This is a genomic window from Mesobacillus maritimus, assembly GCF_044803185.1.
In the GTDB taxonomy this organism is placed as follows: domain Bacteria; phylum Bacillota; class Bacilli; order Bacillales; family Cytobacillaceae; genus Mesobacillus_B; species Mesobacillus_B maritimus_B.
This window is the reverse complement of record NZ_CP085225.1, coordinates 2,261,296-2,277,204: the sequence shown is the minus strand read 5'-3', so window position 1 is coordinate 2,277,204 and position 15,909 is coordinate 2,261,296. Positions and strand designations below refer to the sequence as shown.

Annotated in this window: 16 protein-coding genes and 1 pseudogene; 4 read left to right on the top strand and 13 right to left on the bottom strand. The window is 39.5% G+C overall.

Going from position 1 to position 15,909, the window contains the following annotated elements; genetic code table 11:
• Window positions 1-29: 29 nt before the first annotated feature.
• The 3 genes from LG336_RS10820 to LG336_RS10810 form a co-directional block, all read right to left on the bottom strand.
• The gene (locus LG336_RS10820) at window positions 30-1,088 is read right to left on the bottom strand and encodes an anion permease (RefSeq protein ID WP_404332557.1); all 1,059 of its coding nucleotides are present in this window, start codon (window positions 1,086-1,088) and stop codon (window positions 30-32) included.
• Window positions 1,089-1,136: 48 nt separating this feature from the next.
• Window positions 1,137-1,850, bottom strand: coding sequence for a phosphoadenylyl-sulfate reductase (locus LG336_RS10815; RefSeq protein WP_404332556.1), 714 nt, complete (start codon window positions 1,848-1,850; stop codon window positions 1,137-1,139).
• A gap of 69 nt (window positions 1,851-1,919) precedes the next feature.
• Window positions 1,920-2,042, bottom strand: a complete 123-nt coding sequence (locus LG336_RS10810) for a YezD family protein (RefSeq protein WP_404332555.1) — start codon at window positions 2,040-2,042, stop codon at window positions 1,920-1,922.
• On the opposite strand from LG336_RS10810, the gene LG336_RS10805 reads away from it, so the two are divergent.
• Entirely contained in the window at window positions 2,017-2,109 is a 93-nt protein-coding gene (locus tag LG336_RS10805; protein ID WP_404332554.1) for a CxxxxCH/CxxCH domain-containing protein, read from the top strand. The genes LG336_RS10810 and LG336_RS10805 overlap by 26 nt on opposite strands.
• A gap of 417 nt (window positions 2,110-2,526) precedes the next feature.
• On the opposite strand, the gene LG336_RS10800 is transcribed toward LG336_RS10805, so the two are convergent.
• The 3 genes from LG336_RS10800 to LG336_RS10790 all read right to left on the bottom strand — a co-directional run bounded on the left by LG336_RS10800 (window position 2,527) and on the right by LG336_RS10790 (window position 6,346).
• A complete protein-coding gene (locus tag LG336_RS10800; RefSeq protein ID WP_404332553.1) occupies window positions 2,527-3,348 on the bottom strand; it encodes a histidinol-phosphatase in 822 nt (273 codons plus the stop codon).
• A 111-nt stretch (window positions 3,349-3,459) separates the two neighbouring features.
• Window positions 3,460-5,130: a formate--tetrahydrofolate ligase gene (locus LG336_RS10795; RefSeq protein ID WP_404332552.1), complete on the bottom strand. Its 1,671-nt coding sequence runs from the start codon at window positions 5,128-5,130 to the stop codon at window positions 3,460-3,462.
• 94 nt (window positions 5,131-5,224) lie between these two features.
• Entirely contained in the window at window positions 5,225-6,346 is a 1,122-nt protein-coding gene (locus LG336_RS10790) for a glycosyltransferase (protein ID WP_404332551.1), read from the bottom strand.
• A gap of 139 nt (window positions 6,347-6,485) precedes the next feature.
• Here LG336_RS10790 and LG336_RS10785 point away from each other — a divergent pair, with 139 nt between their 5' ends.
• On the top strand, window positions 6,486-7,337 hold the full coding sequence (locus tag LG336_RS10785) for a metallophosphoesterase (protein WP_404332550.1): 852 nt from the start codon (window positions 6,486-6,488) through the stop codon (window positions 7,335-7,337).
• Window positions 7,338-7,367: 30 nt separating this feature from the next.
• Here LG336_RS10785 and LG336_RS10780 read toward each other — a convergent pair whose 3' ends face one another.
• The 3 genes from LG336_RS10780 to treP form a co-directional block, all read right to left on the bottom strand.
• On the bottom strand, window positions 7,368-7,919 hold the full coding sequence (locus LG336_RS10780) for a YkoP family protein (RefSeq protein WP_404332549.1): 552 nt from the start codon (window positions 7,917-7,919) through the stop codon (window positions 7,368-7,370).
• 229 nt (window positions 7,920-8,148) lie between these two features.
• The gene (locus tag LG336_RS10775; RefSeq protein ID WP_404332548.1) at window positions 8,149-9,834 is read right to left on the bottom strand and encodes an alpha-glucosidase; all 1,686 of its coding nucleotides are present in this window, start codon (window positions 9,832-9,834) and stop codon (window positions 8,149-8,151) included.
• Window positions 9,835-10,029: 195 nt separating this feature from the next.
• Window positions 10,030-11,430, bottom strand: coding sequence for a PTS system trehalose-specific EIIBC component (treP, locus tag LG336_RS10770; protein ID WP_404332547.1), 1,401 nt, complete (start codon window positions 11,428-11,430; stop codon window positions 10,030-10,032).
• Between the two features lie 353 nt (window positions 11,431-11,783).
• On the opposite strand from treP, the gene LG336_RS10765 reads away from it, so the two are divergent.
• Both LG336_RS10765 and LG336_RS10760 read left to right on the top strand, forming a co-directional pair.
• A complete protein-coding gene (locus LG336_RS10765) occupies window positions 11,784-11,948 on the top strand; it encodes a hypothetical protein (RefSeq protein WP_404332546.1) in 165 nt (54 codons plus the stop codon).
• 15 nt (window positions 11,949-11,963) lie between these two features.
• Window positions 11,964-12,281: pseudogene (locus LG336_RS10760) on the top strand (redoxin domain-containing protein); the annotation flags it as partial.
• Between the two features lie 64 nt (window positions 12,282-12,345).
• On the opposite strand, the gene LG336_RS10755 reads toward LG336_RS10760, so the two are convergent.
• The 4 genes from LG336_RS10755 to LG336_RS10740 all read right to left on the bottom strand — a co-directional run bounded on the left by LG336_RS10755 (window position 12,346) and on the right by LG336_RS10740 (window position 15,650).
• A complete protein-coding gene (locus LG336_RS10755) occupies window positions 12,346-12,660 on the bottom strand; it encodes a DUF3892 domain-containing protein (protein ID WP_404332545.1) in 315 nt (104 codons plus the stop codon).
• An 84-nt stretch (window positions 12,661-12,744) separates the two neighbouring features.
• Window positions 12,745-13,575, bottom strand: coding sequence for an HNH endonuclease (locus tag LG336_RS10750; protein WP_404332544.1), 831 nt, complete (start codon window positions 13,573-13,575; stop codon window positions 12,745-12,747).
• A 213-nt stretch (window positions 13,576-13,788) separates the two neighbouring features.
• Window positions 13,789-14,703: a superoxide dismutase gene (locus tag LG336_RS10745; RefSeq protein WP_404332543.1), complete on the bottom strand. Its 915-nt coding sequence runs from the start codon at window positions 14,701-14,703 to the stop codon at window positions 13,789-13,791.
• Window positions 14,704-14,813: 110 nt separating this feature from the next.
• Window positions 14,814-15,650 (bottom strand): formate/nitrite transporter family protein, encoded by an 837-nt coding sequence (locus LG336_RS10740; RefSeq protein ID WP_404332542.1) that lies wholly within the window; start codon window positions 15,648-15,650, stop codon window positions 14,814-14,816.
• Between the last annotated feature and the right edge of the window lie 259 nt (window positions 15,651-15,909).

The window sequence follows — 15,909 nt, the reverse complement described above, 5'->3', positions numbered from 1 at the left end:
ACCTTTCTTTACTCGTTTATAATTAGTTTCTATTCAATCTCAGTGATAGGAGTCTCTGAGTTTGGTCTTTTCATTAAAAACAACACACCAAATACGGAAATCAAAACGCCAACCATGGCAATAACAGGATAAATATTTTTTTCAATTAAAAGTTGAATAAGTGTATAGGAAAGGACCATCGAAAGCACAGGGGAAACAATCCATACCGTTAAGAGTTTTACAACAATATCTTTCTGCAATACTGATTTCCCCTGTTTGGCAAAACCAATCCCAATAATAGATGAAGTCGTAATTTGTGTTAATGGAACCGGTATACCAAATATAGAAGCTACCGTTACAATGCTTGCTCCCGTTCCAGAAATAACGCAACCCTCTTCTAATTTCAATGTGGTAATCTTTTTCCCATTTGTTTCAAGTACGCGATAACCAAGAACTAGTGCGCCTATTGCTACGAATAAGCCACCATAAAGAATCCCATTTTCGGTTGACATGATTTCGGCCCCAACTAACGGACCTACCGCATTCGCAACATTATTCATCCCAGCCGCAAATGCTTCAAATAGTCCCATTACTACTACAAGAACAGATAAAACAGGCACAGCTTTTGGCATTTTCAACAACCCTTTTACCCATTTGCTTTTTAAAAAATAGGTTGAGAGAATGGCAGCGAAAAAGGCAACTATTGGGGTTAGGAGCCAAAAAAGCATAATCCATACCAGCTTGCCAACAAAGATAGACTGATACACAATCCCTACGCCGACCACAGAACCAACAGCTACTTCACTAGTCGATAGCGGAATCCCAAAAAGGTTTGCAAAGAATAATGATAAAGCTGCCGAAGCTAAAACAATTAAGGCCACTTGGATCGTAAAAGTAGAACTTGGAACAATTCCACTCCCGATTGTCTTTACAACTTCCCCACCACCAAGCCATGCACCTAGAAAAACGACAATGGCACATAAAAACAAGGCCATTCGTTTTTTTACTACTCCTGAACCGTAGGCGATTCCCATGGATGCTGCTGCCCCACTAGCGCCAATATTCACTGCAAAAAATAAGCCAATCGCTATGGCAATAATGGTCAGCATGGGAATCTCCTCCTTTTCCTAAGTTGCAGGTTATACTCTACTAATCTTTTAGGTGTGCAAGCCACACTCCGTTTTCCCACTTCCTGACCACCGTCCAGCTCGCGAATCTCCATCATCTCCGACGGGCTGTGTACAGGGAAAGCAACCTATACTTGGGTAGTTTTGATCATGCAATTGGTTATATGGCAAATCTTTTTCACGAATGTAGTCCCATACTTCGTCCCATGTCCAATGGATCAACGGACATAGTTTAATATTCTTGAATTTATCATCTTTATTGACGAACTCTGTATTCGCTCTTGTTGGTGACTGCTCTCTGCGAAGTCCTGAAATCCATGCTTGCTTTGCGCTTAATGTCTCTCGCAGTGGAATGACTTTGCGAATTTCACAGCATTTATTTGGATCTCGCTTCCAAAGTGCGGACCCAAACTTCTCTCGCTGCTCATCGAGCGATAGTTCTGGCTTTTTCATTTCAATCCGAAGAGTTGGAAACTTTTCTTGAATTTTTTTAATCACATCATACGTTTCTGGAAAATGGAGAGCTGTATCTAAAAACACGATATGAGCATCATGTTTCACTTGCTGAATTAAATCAATTAGGACAATTGCTTCAGCACCAAAACTTGAAGCATAAACAATTTGGTTTTCCGGATAAACCCGATAAGCCCATTCCAAAACACCAAGTGCCCCTTTTGTCTTGTCATCAACCGGAAAAGTATCCGAAATAGAACTCCATTCTTCATAGGTTACAGCGTTACTCATTTTGGAAACCACCTTTCTGTTAAAAAAGGCGGCCTACCCCTTAAAAGGAATAGACCGCCTCTAGTTTGTCTAGTCAGCGCGTTTATTTGATTGAAGACGAACCTTTTCGTTCTTCTCAATTTGAATGACTTTTCCATCTTGAATCACCAAGGTAATAGATCCATATTTGACGCTCTGGAGCATTCTCTCCACATGTTCCGATACTTCCTGCCACTCCGACGGTTTCAAGTTAGTTCGCCCTCCTCCCCGATGTAGTTAATTAATTGCTTTGATAAAATTAATCCTACCATACACATAGGATTTGTCAATATTATTGCGAGAAATTTTGTGAAAATTGATTCTTTAGGAGGAAAAAAGGGCCATTTACCAGAACAAAAGCGCAAGCGCCCTGTTCAGCGGCGTATGGCCTGGAGCGCTCCAACTGAGATATAGGAAACACGAAATACGTTAGCGCATTCGTGCTTGACTTATCGTAGGGCGGTAAAAATCCAAAAGCCGATTTTTACTAGGAGAGCGAAGGACACTAGCCGCTAGAGCTGGATAAAAAATAAAAAAAACAGTACAATAATTATCCACACCCTTAACTTTTTATAATTTCCTAGACAATATTAAAAAGCCCTTTCGTTATCACGAAAGAGCTTTTAGGGAAGGTGTAGAGTTTACGATACAAAACATGTTAAAGCGGCACGATGACCCGTTCTTTCTGTCTAAAGAAACACCATTCTTTGAACCCAATTTCTTTGAGCCGTTTAGCAACAAGTTCAAATTCATCGCCCACCCTTTCTGGATCATGGGCATCTGAACCGAACGTAACCTTGACGCCATAGTGATTGGCTTGCTCCAGCATAACATCAGACGGATACCAACCACCAACATCCTTTGTTTTTCCAGAGGTATTAATTTCAATAGCTACATCATTTTCACCAATCACTTTTAGCGTTTTTTCAACAACGTCAGTTTGGATATTTGAAAACTCTGGATAGAAGCCTTTCATCGCATCTATATGACCTAAGATTTGATACATTCCGCTACGTGCCGAATGTTCAATCAGCTGATAGTAGGTTTCCTTCGTTTGAACTTGTTGTTGCTCATTTAGCCTGTTCCATCGTCTTTTATTAAAGATACTAATCCCATCGACTTGATGAACCGAGCCAATGATATAATCAAATGGATAACGGTCAAAATACGGTCGATAACGTTCAATATGTTCCGGAAAAAAATCTGCTTCAATTCCTAGAAGAACTTCTATTTTTCCTTCGTACTCTTGCTTCAATTTTTGTACTTCTTTTACGTACACTGGAAATTCGCTTTTGGCCATGCTAATCTTAGGGAATGCCTGATCCTCTTCATACGAGAAAAACGGAGAATGATCCGCAATTCCGATTGTGTTCAAGCCCCTTTCGATGGCAGCTTCAATATAATCCCTTATTTTCCCCCTCGCATGGCCACAGCGTTCATGATGCGTATGTAAATCAAATTTAGAAACTTGATGTGTCATTCACACACCTCCATTCGGTCTATTATCCCTCTATGATTATTTCCTTCGTGCCCTTCTAAAATTCACTTTAGACAAAAAACCGGATGGTTAACACCATCCAGTTTCCTTGTATTATGAAAGTCCAATAATTTCTCCACTTTCCGTAATATCCATTCCATTTGCGGCAGGTATTTTAGGTAAACCAGGCATGGTCATAATGTCTCCGGTTAGAGCAACAATGAAGCCTGCCCCCGCCGATACCTTCACTTCTCTCACTGTTAGAGTGAATCCTGTTGGGGCGCCAAGCAACGTCGGGTTATCTGAAAATGAGTATTGCGTTTTTGCCATACAAATCGCTAATTTATCATAGCCTAAGGTAGATAACTGTGAAATCTGTTTCTTAGCTACTGAAGTAAACTCCACTCTTTCAGCACGGTAAATTTCCGTTGCGATTTTCGTGATTTTTTCTTCAATGGAACCCTCAACATCATATAATGGAGCGTAATTGGCTAAAGTCGTTTCACAAATCTGTACCACTTTGCTCGCCAGTTCTACTGCCCCTTCTCCACCTTTTGTAAACACTTCAGCAAGCACGACCTCTACTCCTTGGGCCGCACACTTTTCTTTTAACAACGCAATCTCTGCATCAGTATCAGTCGGGAACTTGTTAATCGCTACAACACTAGGGACACCAAATTTATGAATATTCTCGATGTGTCTTTCTAGATTCACGATACCAACTTCTAATGCAGATAGATTTTCATAGCCTAAATCACTTTTGGCAACGCCGCCATTCATTTTAAGTGCACGAATCGTCGCGACGATTACAGCTGCGTCCGGCTTTAGCTCGGCATCTCGACACTTTATATTAAAAAATTTCTCAGCACCTAGGTCGGCACCAAAGCCTGCTTCTGTGACCACGTAATCAGCCAGTTTCAGGGATATTTTCGTCGCCATAACAGAGTTGCAGCCATGGGCGATATTGGCAAACGGACCTCCGTGAATAAAGGCAGGAGTATTTTCAATCGTTTGAACTAAATTGGGCATGATGGCGTCCTTTAGTAATAAAGCCATTGCACCTGTTGCTTCTAAATCCCCAGCAGTAACCGCTTGTCCAGCATGATTATAAGCAATGACCATCCTTGAAAGGCGCTTTTTCAGATCTGAAAGGCTTGTTGCTAAGCAGAGGATGGCCATAATTTCTGAAGCAACGGTAATATCGAAGCCGCTCTGGCGAACAAAACCATCCATCCTACCACCTAGCCCGATGATTACATTCCTTAGTGCTCGATCATTTGTGTCGAGGACTCTTTTCCAGACAATTCTTTTAGGGTCAATTTGAAGATTGTTTCCTTGGTGAATATGGTTGTCAAGCATGGCAGCTAGTAGATTATGTGCAGAAGTGATGGCATGGAAATCTCCTGTAAAATGAAGATTTATATCTTCCATTGGGACAACCTGAGCATATCCGCCCCCAGCGGCACCACCCTTAATTCCAAATACTGGTCCCAATGAAGGCTCCCTTAAGGCCGTGACCGTTTTCTTTCCAATTTTATTTAATCCCATTGACAGACCAACATTAATTGTTGTCTTTCCCTCTCCTGCAGGAGTCGGGTTAATCGCAGTTACGAGTATGAGCTTCCCGTCTGGTCTATCTTCAAGGCGATCAAGAACGTCTAATGAAACTTTTGCTTTATAACGACCATATGGCTCTAATTCATGTTCGTCTATTCCAAGATAATCGGCGACCTCTGTAATCGGAACCATCTTCGCTTCTTGTGCGATTTGAACATCTGTTTTCATTTTGACCTCTCCCCGTATGTATTCTCTATTTCAATTTAAATTCTACCAGTTTATACAGCATTAAGGGATGATATTTTGCTAAAAAAGAATGTTTTCACAATAATAAGTCAGCAATGATTTTAGAGGGTTCCTTTCCATGAAGCTGAGCGTGAAATTTTTCGACTTGATTTTGATAATGACGATGCCTTTGTGTATCCTGGAGGACAGTTACTATCTGCTCCTGTATCCTCTCCTGGTCTAACTGGTAGACTAAACCTGAGTCTAGTAGCTCTTCTAGGTTCACTTTTTCTTGTCCTGGCAGGGCGTTGTAAATAAAAATAGGTTTCCGTTTAAATAGACATTCACTGATTGTGACCCCTCCAGGTTTGGTGATAATCGCATCCACCCGATCATAAAGAAGATTCATTTTCTCCATACAATTGATATAGGAGTAAGGGGAAATATTGGTCTCACCCATTGATTTTAGTTTTTCATATAACCGCTGATTTTTTCCACATAAGACGATAAACCGGAGCTGATAAGGCGGTTTCAGCCTCGCTACTTTTTGAATAAGTTCCTCGATAGCCCCAACCCCTAGGTTCCCTCCCGCAATCAATACTGTCGGCACGTTTTTTTTATTTTGGAGTGGTTGTACACAGCTCTTCCTTATCTTTGAATGAACAGGAATCCCTGTTATGAAAATCCTCTCTTCCTCCACCCCTTTTTTGATTAAAAATTGTTTCATTTGCTGTGAAGCTACAAAGTGAAAATCAATTTCTTCTATACCCCAAAAACGATGGATAAAGTAATCGGTATACACATTGATTACAGGAATCGACAATCCTATTTCTCTTTTTAGATAATTCAACATATACGCTGGTAAGGCATGGGTACACACAATCAAGTCAGGCGTTTTTTCGTTTACTAGCCTTTTCATGAACGAAAGAAACAAAACCTCATATAATCGATATTGCTTCGGCTTCTCTCTATTCTTGCAGACTGACATTTTATATATAGCATTATATAAGCTAGGTAAAGTTTGAATCCAATGAAGATAGATGTTTGAAACAAGCGATTCCGTTTTCCCATAACTATAGGAAAGGATGTCGACCTTCTCACATTTTATCTCCGGACAGTGATGGTGAATCCCCTCCATTAAGGCATTCGCTGCATGGTGGTGACCAGAGGGAATTTGCAAAAAGGGTAAAAAAAGGACCGTTTTCGTTTTCTTCTTCATTAAACAGCCACCTCCCTGACATTGTGATTTAAAGTATCATACCCCCACACTTTTATAATATGGAAACCCACCCATGTATTTCATATAAAAAGATGATTCATTTTCCTGTATAATCTTCGTTATGGAAGGAGCTGATATTTTGAAATTCGTACTCATTGCATTTATGGTTATCCTAATTTTAACATTGATAAAAAAAGCCTATAAAAACACAAAAGATATTAAATTGAATGAAATGAAAATTAATCAAGATCCCTCAAACGCCTATAATCCAACCTTATCCATCCTTCAACTATCTGATTTACATCTTGAAAATATCTCGATTACTCCAGAAGAACTTTACGAAAAACTTAAAGATAAAAAAATCGATTTAATCGCTCTCACTGGAGACTTTCTCGATCGTAAGCGAACCATCCCGAAACTCGTCCCATATCTGGAGGTTCTAAACAAACTAGATGCAAAACATGGAATCTTTGCAGTACTTGGAAACCATGATTATGTCTTAAAAAAGGTTCACCTTGAAACTCTTATTGGGTTACTTGAAAAGTATAACTGCAAGGTATTACGAAATGAGAACGAGACAATTTCCATAAAGGGACAACGTGTAAACATCATCGGAATTGATGACTTTAGCACGAAACGGAGCCAACTCGACTCTTCCTATAAAGAAATCCAACCAGGAACGAATCTTGTGTTAACTCATGATCCAAATATTGTTTTGCATATGCAAAACTATCACTTTGATTATTTGCTTTCTGGTCATTTTCACGGGGGTCAGATTTGTTACCCGAGGGCTTACCATCTTGCCAAAATGGGAAAACTAGCGAGAATGAACAAGATTAAAGGGTTTCATATGCAAGACGGAAAGCCCTACTATATTAGTGAAGGCCTTGGACAAACAGGCGTGAACATTCGAGTAGGTAGTCGCCCTGAAATTACCATCCATGAATTAGCCTTAACAACTGCTAAAAACCAAGGTCTTGAAGCCATCTAATCAGCTGCTATCTTTAGCAGCTTTTTTGCTTTATTGTCGGTACAATTTTGATAAAGTACTTTTAGACATTAATAAATAACTTGGTTTATGCTCCAATAAGGTTGTTGTGTTTGTAGTTGATTGCCTAGAAAGGAGTTCAATTGGTAAAAAAGCCATCCACTTAAACCACTTGTAAATAGGGTGAGATATGGTTACAACCTCAAAACCCAATCGAGAACATCCTTTATTTAACATCGTAATTCCAATTATTCCTTTAATTTCGTTCGCATGGTAATGATTCATGATAAAGGTCTCAAGGTCAGGTAACGACCTTTGGACCAATTGATATATCCTTTTCCCCCTCCGAAGTTCACTTTTAATATCCTTCAATTCCTTTAACAGTTTGACGTTGTGAAGATGGATTTTGACGAGTAAATCATTCCGATTGATAGGCGTTCCGTCCGACAGTAAGATATTTTTCCCCTTATATCGAGTTAACCTAACCCTTAAGATATTATTTTTACAAGGTAAATAAGTAAGACGTGAACAATAATAATAAATAGGGTCCAGGATACTCCAGAAGGAGAGGATACAACTTCGCATTCTCTTGTTCTCCTTTTTTCCTGATGTATAGTACTTTTATCCTAATTGAACATTCTTAATATAACCAGAATTGTCAAGCAAAATGTTCTTTTATTTAAACTTCCAAAAGAAAAGCAATTTACACTCCAAGAGGGTTTAATAGAAGAATCCCCTCCGCAAAAAAGCGTTTAAAAAGCCGTTCCACAATTGTTGGAACGGCTTTTTAGCTTTTGTTAGTAGCAATTGCAAATTACTCTCCAAATAGCAAATAAACCCGCGCTTCATATGGTAGCAAATTTATTTGTTCTCCTAGGGAGACTTCGCCACGTTCATAATTACTAATCAACAAATTGGCTGACTTGTATTGAATTGAGTCAGGCAATTTAAAGACAGGCTCATTTTCGTAGAAGTTACAAATAACAAGCAAGGTTTGATTTCTCAAGGTTCGCTTGTATGAAAATATTTCCGGATGGTCTTCATTCAATAGGTCATACCCTCCGTAGACAATGATTTCATGGTCTTTTCGGAGTTGAATGAGCTTGCAATAATAATGATAAATCGAATTTTGTTTGGTCAGTTCCTGCTCCGCGTTTATTTCGGTATAATTCGGATTCACTTTCATCCAAGGTGTTCCTGTCGAAAACCCGGCATTCGTACTGGAATTCCATTGCATGGGAGTCCTCGAGTTATCTCGCCCTTTTACATAGATGCTTTCCATGATTTTTTCTTCCGGAATTCCTTCCTCTTTTTGCTCACGATAAAAATTGTGTATTTCGATATCACGGTAGTCGTTTATCGACTCAAATTGAATATTGGTCATCCCTATTTCTTCGCCTTGATAAACATAAGGAGTTCCCTTCATCATATGAAGGAGGGTTGCGAGCATTTTGGCCGATTCAACACGATATTCCTTATCATTGCCAAAGCGCGACACAGACCGTGGTTGATCGTGATTATTAAAATAAAGACTGTTCCACCCCTTATCTTCAAGTGCTTTTTGCCACTTTGTTAGGTTTAGTTTTAAATCGAGTAAATCTAATCGCTTCAAATCCCACTTTCCATAGGGACCATTGTCTAACCCCATATGTTCAAACTGAAACACCATATTTAGTTCTTTCCGCGATTCTTCCGTGTAAAGGCGGGCGAGCTCTGGAGTAACACCTGGCATTTCCCCTACTGTCATGACATCGTAAGCAGAGAGCACTTGATGATTCATTTCTTGTAAATAGTCGTGAATATTGGGGCCGTTTCGATAAAACTTACTTCCTGAGGCATACTTCTTCCCTGGTTTAGGTTCCCCATCCTGCAGGATTTCAGGTTTAGAAATAAAATTAATCACGTCCATTCTAAAACCATCAATCCCTTTGTCTAACCACCATTTCATCATCTCATACACTTCTTGGCGAAGCTTTGGATTTCTCCAATTTAAGTCTGGCTGTTTTTTAGAGAATAAATGCAAATAATATTCATTTGTTGTTGCATCATATTCCCATGCAGAACCTCCAAAGTTCGAATACCAATTTGTTGGTTCGCGGTCATCCTTGGCGGGCCTCCAAATATAATAATCTCGATACGGATTATCCTTCGATTTCCTAGCCTCAACAAACCACGAATGTTCATCAGAGCTATGATTGATAACCAAATCCATGATCAGTTTCATCCCGCGTTTATGGATCTTTGCCAGTAGCTCTTCCCAATCCTTCATGGTCCCAAACTCGTCCATAATATCCTGATAATCACTAATATCGTATCCATTGTCATCATTGGGAGATTTGTATACTGGCGATAACCAAATAACATTGATTCCTAAGTTTTTTATATAATCAAGTTTTGAAATGATTCCTTGCAAGTCACCGATACCATCCCCATTGCTGTCCATGAAACTTCTCGGGTAAATTTGATAGACCACACTTTGTTTCCACCAAGTTTGATTCATCCATCTCAACTCCTAATCTTCCTCCAAGTATCCTTTAGCTATGTTATACGTGGCTGTTGATTTCTGCTCCGGGCACTTCGCTTTCCTCGTGCGTCCTTTATAATAACCAACAATAGGCTTTCACATAAAATCCTTACTATTTTATGTGAAAGGAGCCTACCTAAACCGGCAGGCTCCCATATTCTTCATCTTGTTTTATTGTGTTTTACGTGTTTTACCAAGTATGAACGTTAGGATAAAAGGAACGATGATGACAATCGCCATCCCGATGAAGAAGGATCCCCAGTTCTTAGGAAAAATCGATAAAAAGGCAGGGAGTCCACCGACTCCAATTGATGGAGCTTGTACGCCGGCCATTGCGATAAATGCACCAGCTAAAGCTGAACCAATAATCGCTGAGATAAAAGCAAAACGGAATCTTAAATTGACCCCAAACATAGCTGGCTCTGTAATACCAAGATAAGCTGAAACGGCTGAAGTCGCACTTAAACTTTTTAACTTTTCATCTTTAAGCACAAAGAACATCGCTAATGCTGCTGTACCTTGCGCTATATTGGAAAGAGCGACCATAGGCCATAAGAAGGTCCCACCCGTACTCCCGATAAGTTGAAGGTCAACAGCCAAGAATGTATGGTGCATTCCGGTAATAACAAGTGGTGCATAAAGGCCACCATATATTAATCCACCAAGCAATGGAGCTACATTAAAGATTCCTACAACTGCGTTGGTAATTCCATTACCAATTGCAAAGGTTATTGGACCTATTGCAATAAAGGAGATAAATCCTGTGACCAAGAGAGCAATAGGTGCCACAAGTAAAAGCTGGAAAGCATCAGGAATTTTATTCCTTAATGCTTGCTCTATCCTAGCCAAAACATAGGACGCGATTAAGACGGGTAAAACTTGACCCTGATACCCCACCTTTTGAATCTCCAACCCAAAAAGATTCCAAGTAGGAATTTCGTCGGTAGCTCCATACCCCCATGCATTTAATAAATCAGGGTGAACTAGCATTAAACCTAGAACAATTCCGAGTAAAGGGCTGCCACCAAACCGATTCACTGCAGACCATCCAATTAATCCAGGTAAGAAAGTAAAGGCGGTATTTGCAATCAGGTTAATGATGCTGGCAACATCAGCCCATTGTGGATAAACATCCACGATTGCTTCCTCAAAGAAAATCCCTGGGCCTGTGAGGATATTGTTAATCCCCATCAGTAAACCCGCTGTAACAATCGCAGGTAAGATTGGGATGAAAATATCTGCTAGTGTTTTAATTGCACGCTGCAATGGATTCAAGTTTTTCGCAGCCTCATCCTTTATCTGTTGTTTGGATGACTCGCCAATACCTGTGATGGCAACCATTTCTTTATATACTTTATCGACGGTTCCTTGTCCGATGACTACTTGGAATTGTCCATTTGTAGAGAAAGACCCTTTTACTAAATCCACATTTTCCAATGCTTCTTTATCAACCTTGCCTTCATCCTTTAATGCAAAACGTAAGCGTGTAACGCAGTGGGTAGCAGCTGAAATATTTTCTTTCCCACCTACTGCTTGGATGATTTTCTCTACTGAATCTTTGTTTACACTCATGGATCTACCCTCCTATTACCAACTTAAAGTGACACAATCATCATGATTCTAAGGATTAATAAGATGTCTCTTTTACCCTTTGTTTACAACTCGAATATTATTCCCGTCTCTCTTATGTTGACTACGACCATCTAGTTTGCAGACATTTTGCTAGCTCATACATAATAAACACGCCTCTATTTATTAAAAGGGTGAGAGAGTACCACGGATAGTGAGTACTGGAGTAGATATCATTGGTATAAAAGAGCCATTTTAAGTTTAAGATTGGGATTGAAACAAATTTTTCACAACTCACACAAACATAATCATCGACAAGCCTTTATACTTGAATGGAACAACTAAGGAGGTAGGCTATGAAAAAATCATTTTTATTCTTGATGCTGCTATTGGTTGGGGCATTTATCATTGGATGTTCGAATGACGGTCCGCTAACACTGCATGATGATCAAGGAACTGAAGTACAGTTCGAAAATATGGAACAACCTGCGTTAGTGTTTTTCTTTACAGGAGTGGAATGAGACTATTGTAAATCGCAGCTGGTCGAGCTGCAAAATAGTAAAGCACTCTTTAGTGAATTTCCTGGAAACATATATGCTGTGAGCGTTTCAACTGAAAGAGATCATACAAACTTAAAGAAGCAATTAAATTTAGACTATCCACTTGTATCTGATGATAAATTAGAGCTAATTAGAAAAGTGGAATTAGTGGATCCGAATGCGCCTAAATCACTTCGTGGTTTTGCGGTTTTGGATAAGGATGGGAATGTTCTCCATTCACAAGAACTAGATCCATTCGGAAATGAAGCGGCAAACATCTTTTCCTATGCTGCTGAACTACTTACAAACGAATAACGGACGAGAAAAAAGCGTTAGAAACTCGTTAGAGTCCTGACGCTTTTTTCTTTTTATCCATATTCTAAAAGGATGGAAGTTCATCTAGGTTGTTTTCTTTTATGCCGTCCGGCTCACTGCGGATGATATCTCTCCCATACTTATGAAAGACATCAACATGTGCCAGCATCCCTGCTTTAGCTTGCTCAAGTGCTGTAATATAGTCCAGCTCTTGCCCGTTCTCAGTTTTAAAGGCGATGATATCTCCATCATCATTTTTCCGAACAGCGACAATCTTTTCTTTTCCGTAATTGCTTTCTATTCCTGACTCCACAGAGGCTTGTTCTTCCCCTTGTTGCTTATACTCATTAAAAATTTGGTTAAAGTCTTTTGATCCCACAAAAACACCTCCCGAACATATGTTTAATTTGTGCAACGAGAGGTTTATTATGTATAACAGACTTATCTCCATTTAAGATTACTTCTATCTATTCTCAAATCCTCCACCCCATAACTCCCTACCACCGGTATGGCCATTATGTTGATGATAATCTTCATCTACTAGCTGCAACTTTCCCGGTTCTTCATGGTGGTGCCATGCGTAACCGTCTGGAGTATTGCCTTTTAGTAATTCCTCGATATCCTCGGTATCTAAGCCTAACTCATCGATAAGGTCTGGATTGGCTTTTATAGTGTTATACAACACTACATTTGCATATGAAAAATGAACAAGGTCAGATTGCAGATATAAGCTTTCAGGGAGCTGTACTTCAAAACCAACGTCAAATACGGGAAATGTGCCAGTCACTTCTCCGATTGGTAATTCAATTGTCTTTTCCACAAAAGGGACCTTATTTTGACTTGTTAATTCTTCATTGGGCGGCGGCTGTTTCTCCTCAACACTATTGCTTTCTGTTTCCTTTAAGGGGTTGATGCTCCCTACAGCCATAATAGCGACAAAGCCTGCTTTCCCTTTCTCCTTCACCCCTCCTCCAAATGAAACACCTACTTGTTTAAAAGAAACAGTATCATTTGGCTGTTTAATTGCATGAAAAGCAGAACTCTTCAAATCGTCCTTGCCCTCTAATTTGACTGTCTCCTCGTTTGAAAAAACCTCATATGCACTTTCAACACCTCTATCGATACTTTGACCCGCTGTACCGAAAGCCATTTTGGAGCCTTTGGTTATCCCGTCCCCGACACCCTCTATCCAGTCAGACTTCATCGATTTACCTGCTAGCTTTACTCCCCCTCCAATCAGAGAGCCTGCTATATACACCATCCCTTTACCTAACGTTTGAAAGAAAGCCATCATTACCTCCTATATAAAAATAACTAACATTGGAAAATCATAAGTTTATTTATAAAACGATCTATTAGTCATGATTGCCAAATTACAAATTCTCCATAATGGAAGAAGACAAAAAAGTAGACAAAGTATTTTTTTGAACTAGTATTTCATAATGTAAACTCCAAAAAAATCCCCCAAAGAATTTCTTTGGGGACGGTGTTTGCCAGCAAAAAACTCCTAATATGACTTCCAAGAAAGCTTGCTAGCTTTATTATAACGATTTTCTACCTCGCTCCAATTGACAACATTCCACCAATTTTCCACATACTTAGCCCGCTCGTTTTTGTATTGAAGATAGTAAGCATGCTCCCATACATCAAGTACAAGCAAAGGAATCGTATCCCATTGGGTTAAATTTTGGTGTTTTTCAGCGGTTAAAATCTCCAATCGTTGTGATCGTGGAGCCCATACGAGAATCGCCCAGCCAACCGCTTCAACATTTTTGGCGGCTTCTGTAAAATGGTTTTTAAACTGATTGAAGCTTCCAAAAGTGTTGTTTATCGCATTCATTAATTGTCCTGATGGTTTGCCGCCGCCATTCGGACTCATGACGTTCCAAAAAATAGTGTGTAAGTAATGACCAGATCCGTGAAAAGCAGCCTCACGTTCCCAATGCTTTATGAGACTAAAGTCTCCTTTTTCTCGAGCTTTTTTCATTTCATTTTCAGCCTTATTCAATCCATCTACATAACTTTGATGATGCTTCGAATGGTGCAACCGCATAATTTCCTCAGCGATGACTGGCTCTAATGCATGATAGGCATACGGAAGCGGAGGTAATCTGTGTCCTCCTAGTGGGACTGGCTTTAAAGCTTCTGTATCCTGACGGACCAAATCTGTTTCTATTTCTGTTTCTTGAAGCAAGAATTGAAACTCTTCATGTAAACTTGTGGCCTGTTCATATAATGTCGCTTCATCTACGAGACTTTCTTCTGTGTTCACTTCATTCATTAATGAAACCAGTTTATTTTCCCAATCTGCTAACACAGGTTCGTCAATTCTGTGGGTTAGCTGTTCTAAAGCTGTTTTAAAAGTATCTTCAATCTCTTCACACCAATTGGCCAAAATCTCCCTATATGGCTGTTCAATCAATGGTTTCGCCTCCCTTGGTTAAACATCTTTAACACAGTATGAGATATAACCGGAAAAGGTTACCATTGAGAAGGGAGACTAAATAATCTTTGAAAGCACCAACATTTCCCTTATTGTTCGCCTGTTTTTGCAAGCGGCTGAGGATAGCTGGGTACAGTCTGTTTCTTTTTAATGGGATTGCCGTTTTTCTTATATGCATGCCAATATGCTCCTGCGATAAACACAGAACCTCCTACCGCATTCCCTAGGAGGACAGGGAAAAAGTTCCCAATATACTCCAACCAAGTAAAGTGCCCTGCGAATATAGCTGCTGGAATCACAAACATATTCGCCACAACGTGCTGGAATCCTAAGGCGACGAATGCCATCGTTGGAAACCAAATTCCAACCATTTTTCCGATTAAGTCGTCTGAGGAATAGCAAAGCCAAACAGCTGCCGCAACTAACCAATTACAACCGATTCCTGAAATAAATGCCTGTAAAAACGTTGCTTCTAATTTATGTTCGGCAATGGAAACAGTCTCTGCCATATAAGGGGGCGTTTCTGTTAGACCAACGATATGTCCGAAAAAGTAGGCGATAAAAATAGCTCCCATAAAGTTACTAATTGCTACCAAAGTCCAGTTTGAAAAAACCTTGCCGAGCTGGACTCTGTTGGCAAGCCTAGCAAACGGAACAGCCATCATATTTCCTGTTAATAATTCTCCTCCAACCAATAACGTGAGAATTAGTCCAATTGGGAACACAGAGGCCCCGACTAAACTACTTAATCCTTCTAAGCTTTCGGGTAATACAGCCGTCACCCTAATGGAGAGTAAATAACCTAAAGCAATAAATGCTCCTGCTTGAAAACCCAATATCATAATTTTCAATAATGGATACGTGGTTTTGTTCACACCTGTTTCTACAATTTTTTCGATGTTTGTTTCTGAATTCCTGTAAGCCATAAACAATGCGCCTCTTTTTCTAAATATTTTAATTTATTGTGAAGTGTTTCACATAAATAGAATTCACTAATAAATTCCATTCTTTCATCTCTCCTATATTTTACTACTTTCTATTTAGAAAACCCGATTAAAATATTACAATTTAATAGAAATTCATCTGATATGATGGTAAATGGATTAAGTTTTTATGCTAGAATGCTTGTAAGCGCATGGTAGTTAGCTGCCTTGACTCCTTAAACAAAGAGAAAATATTAGGACG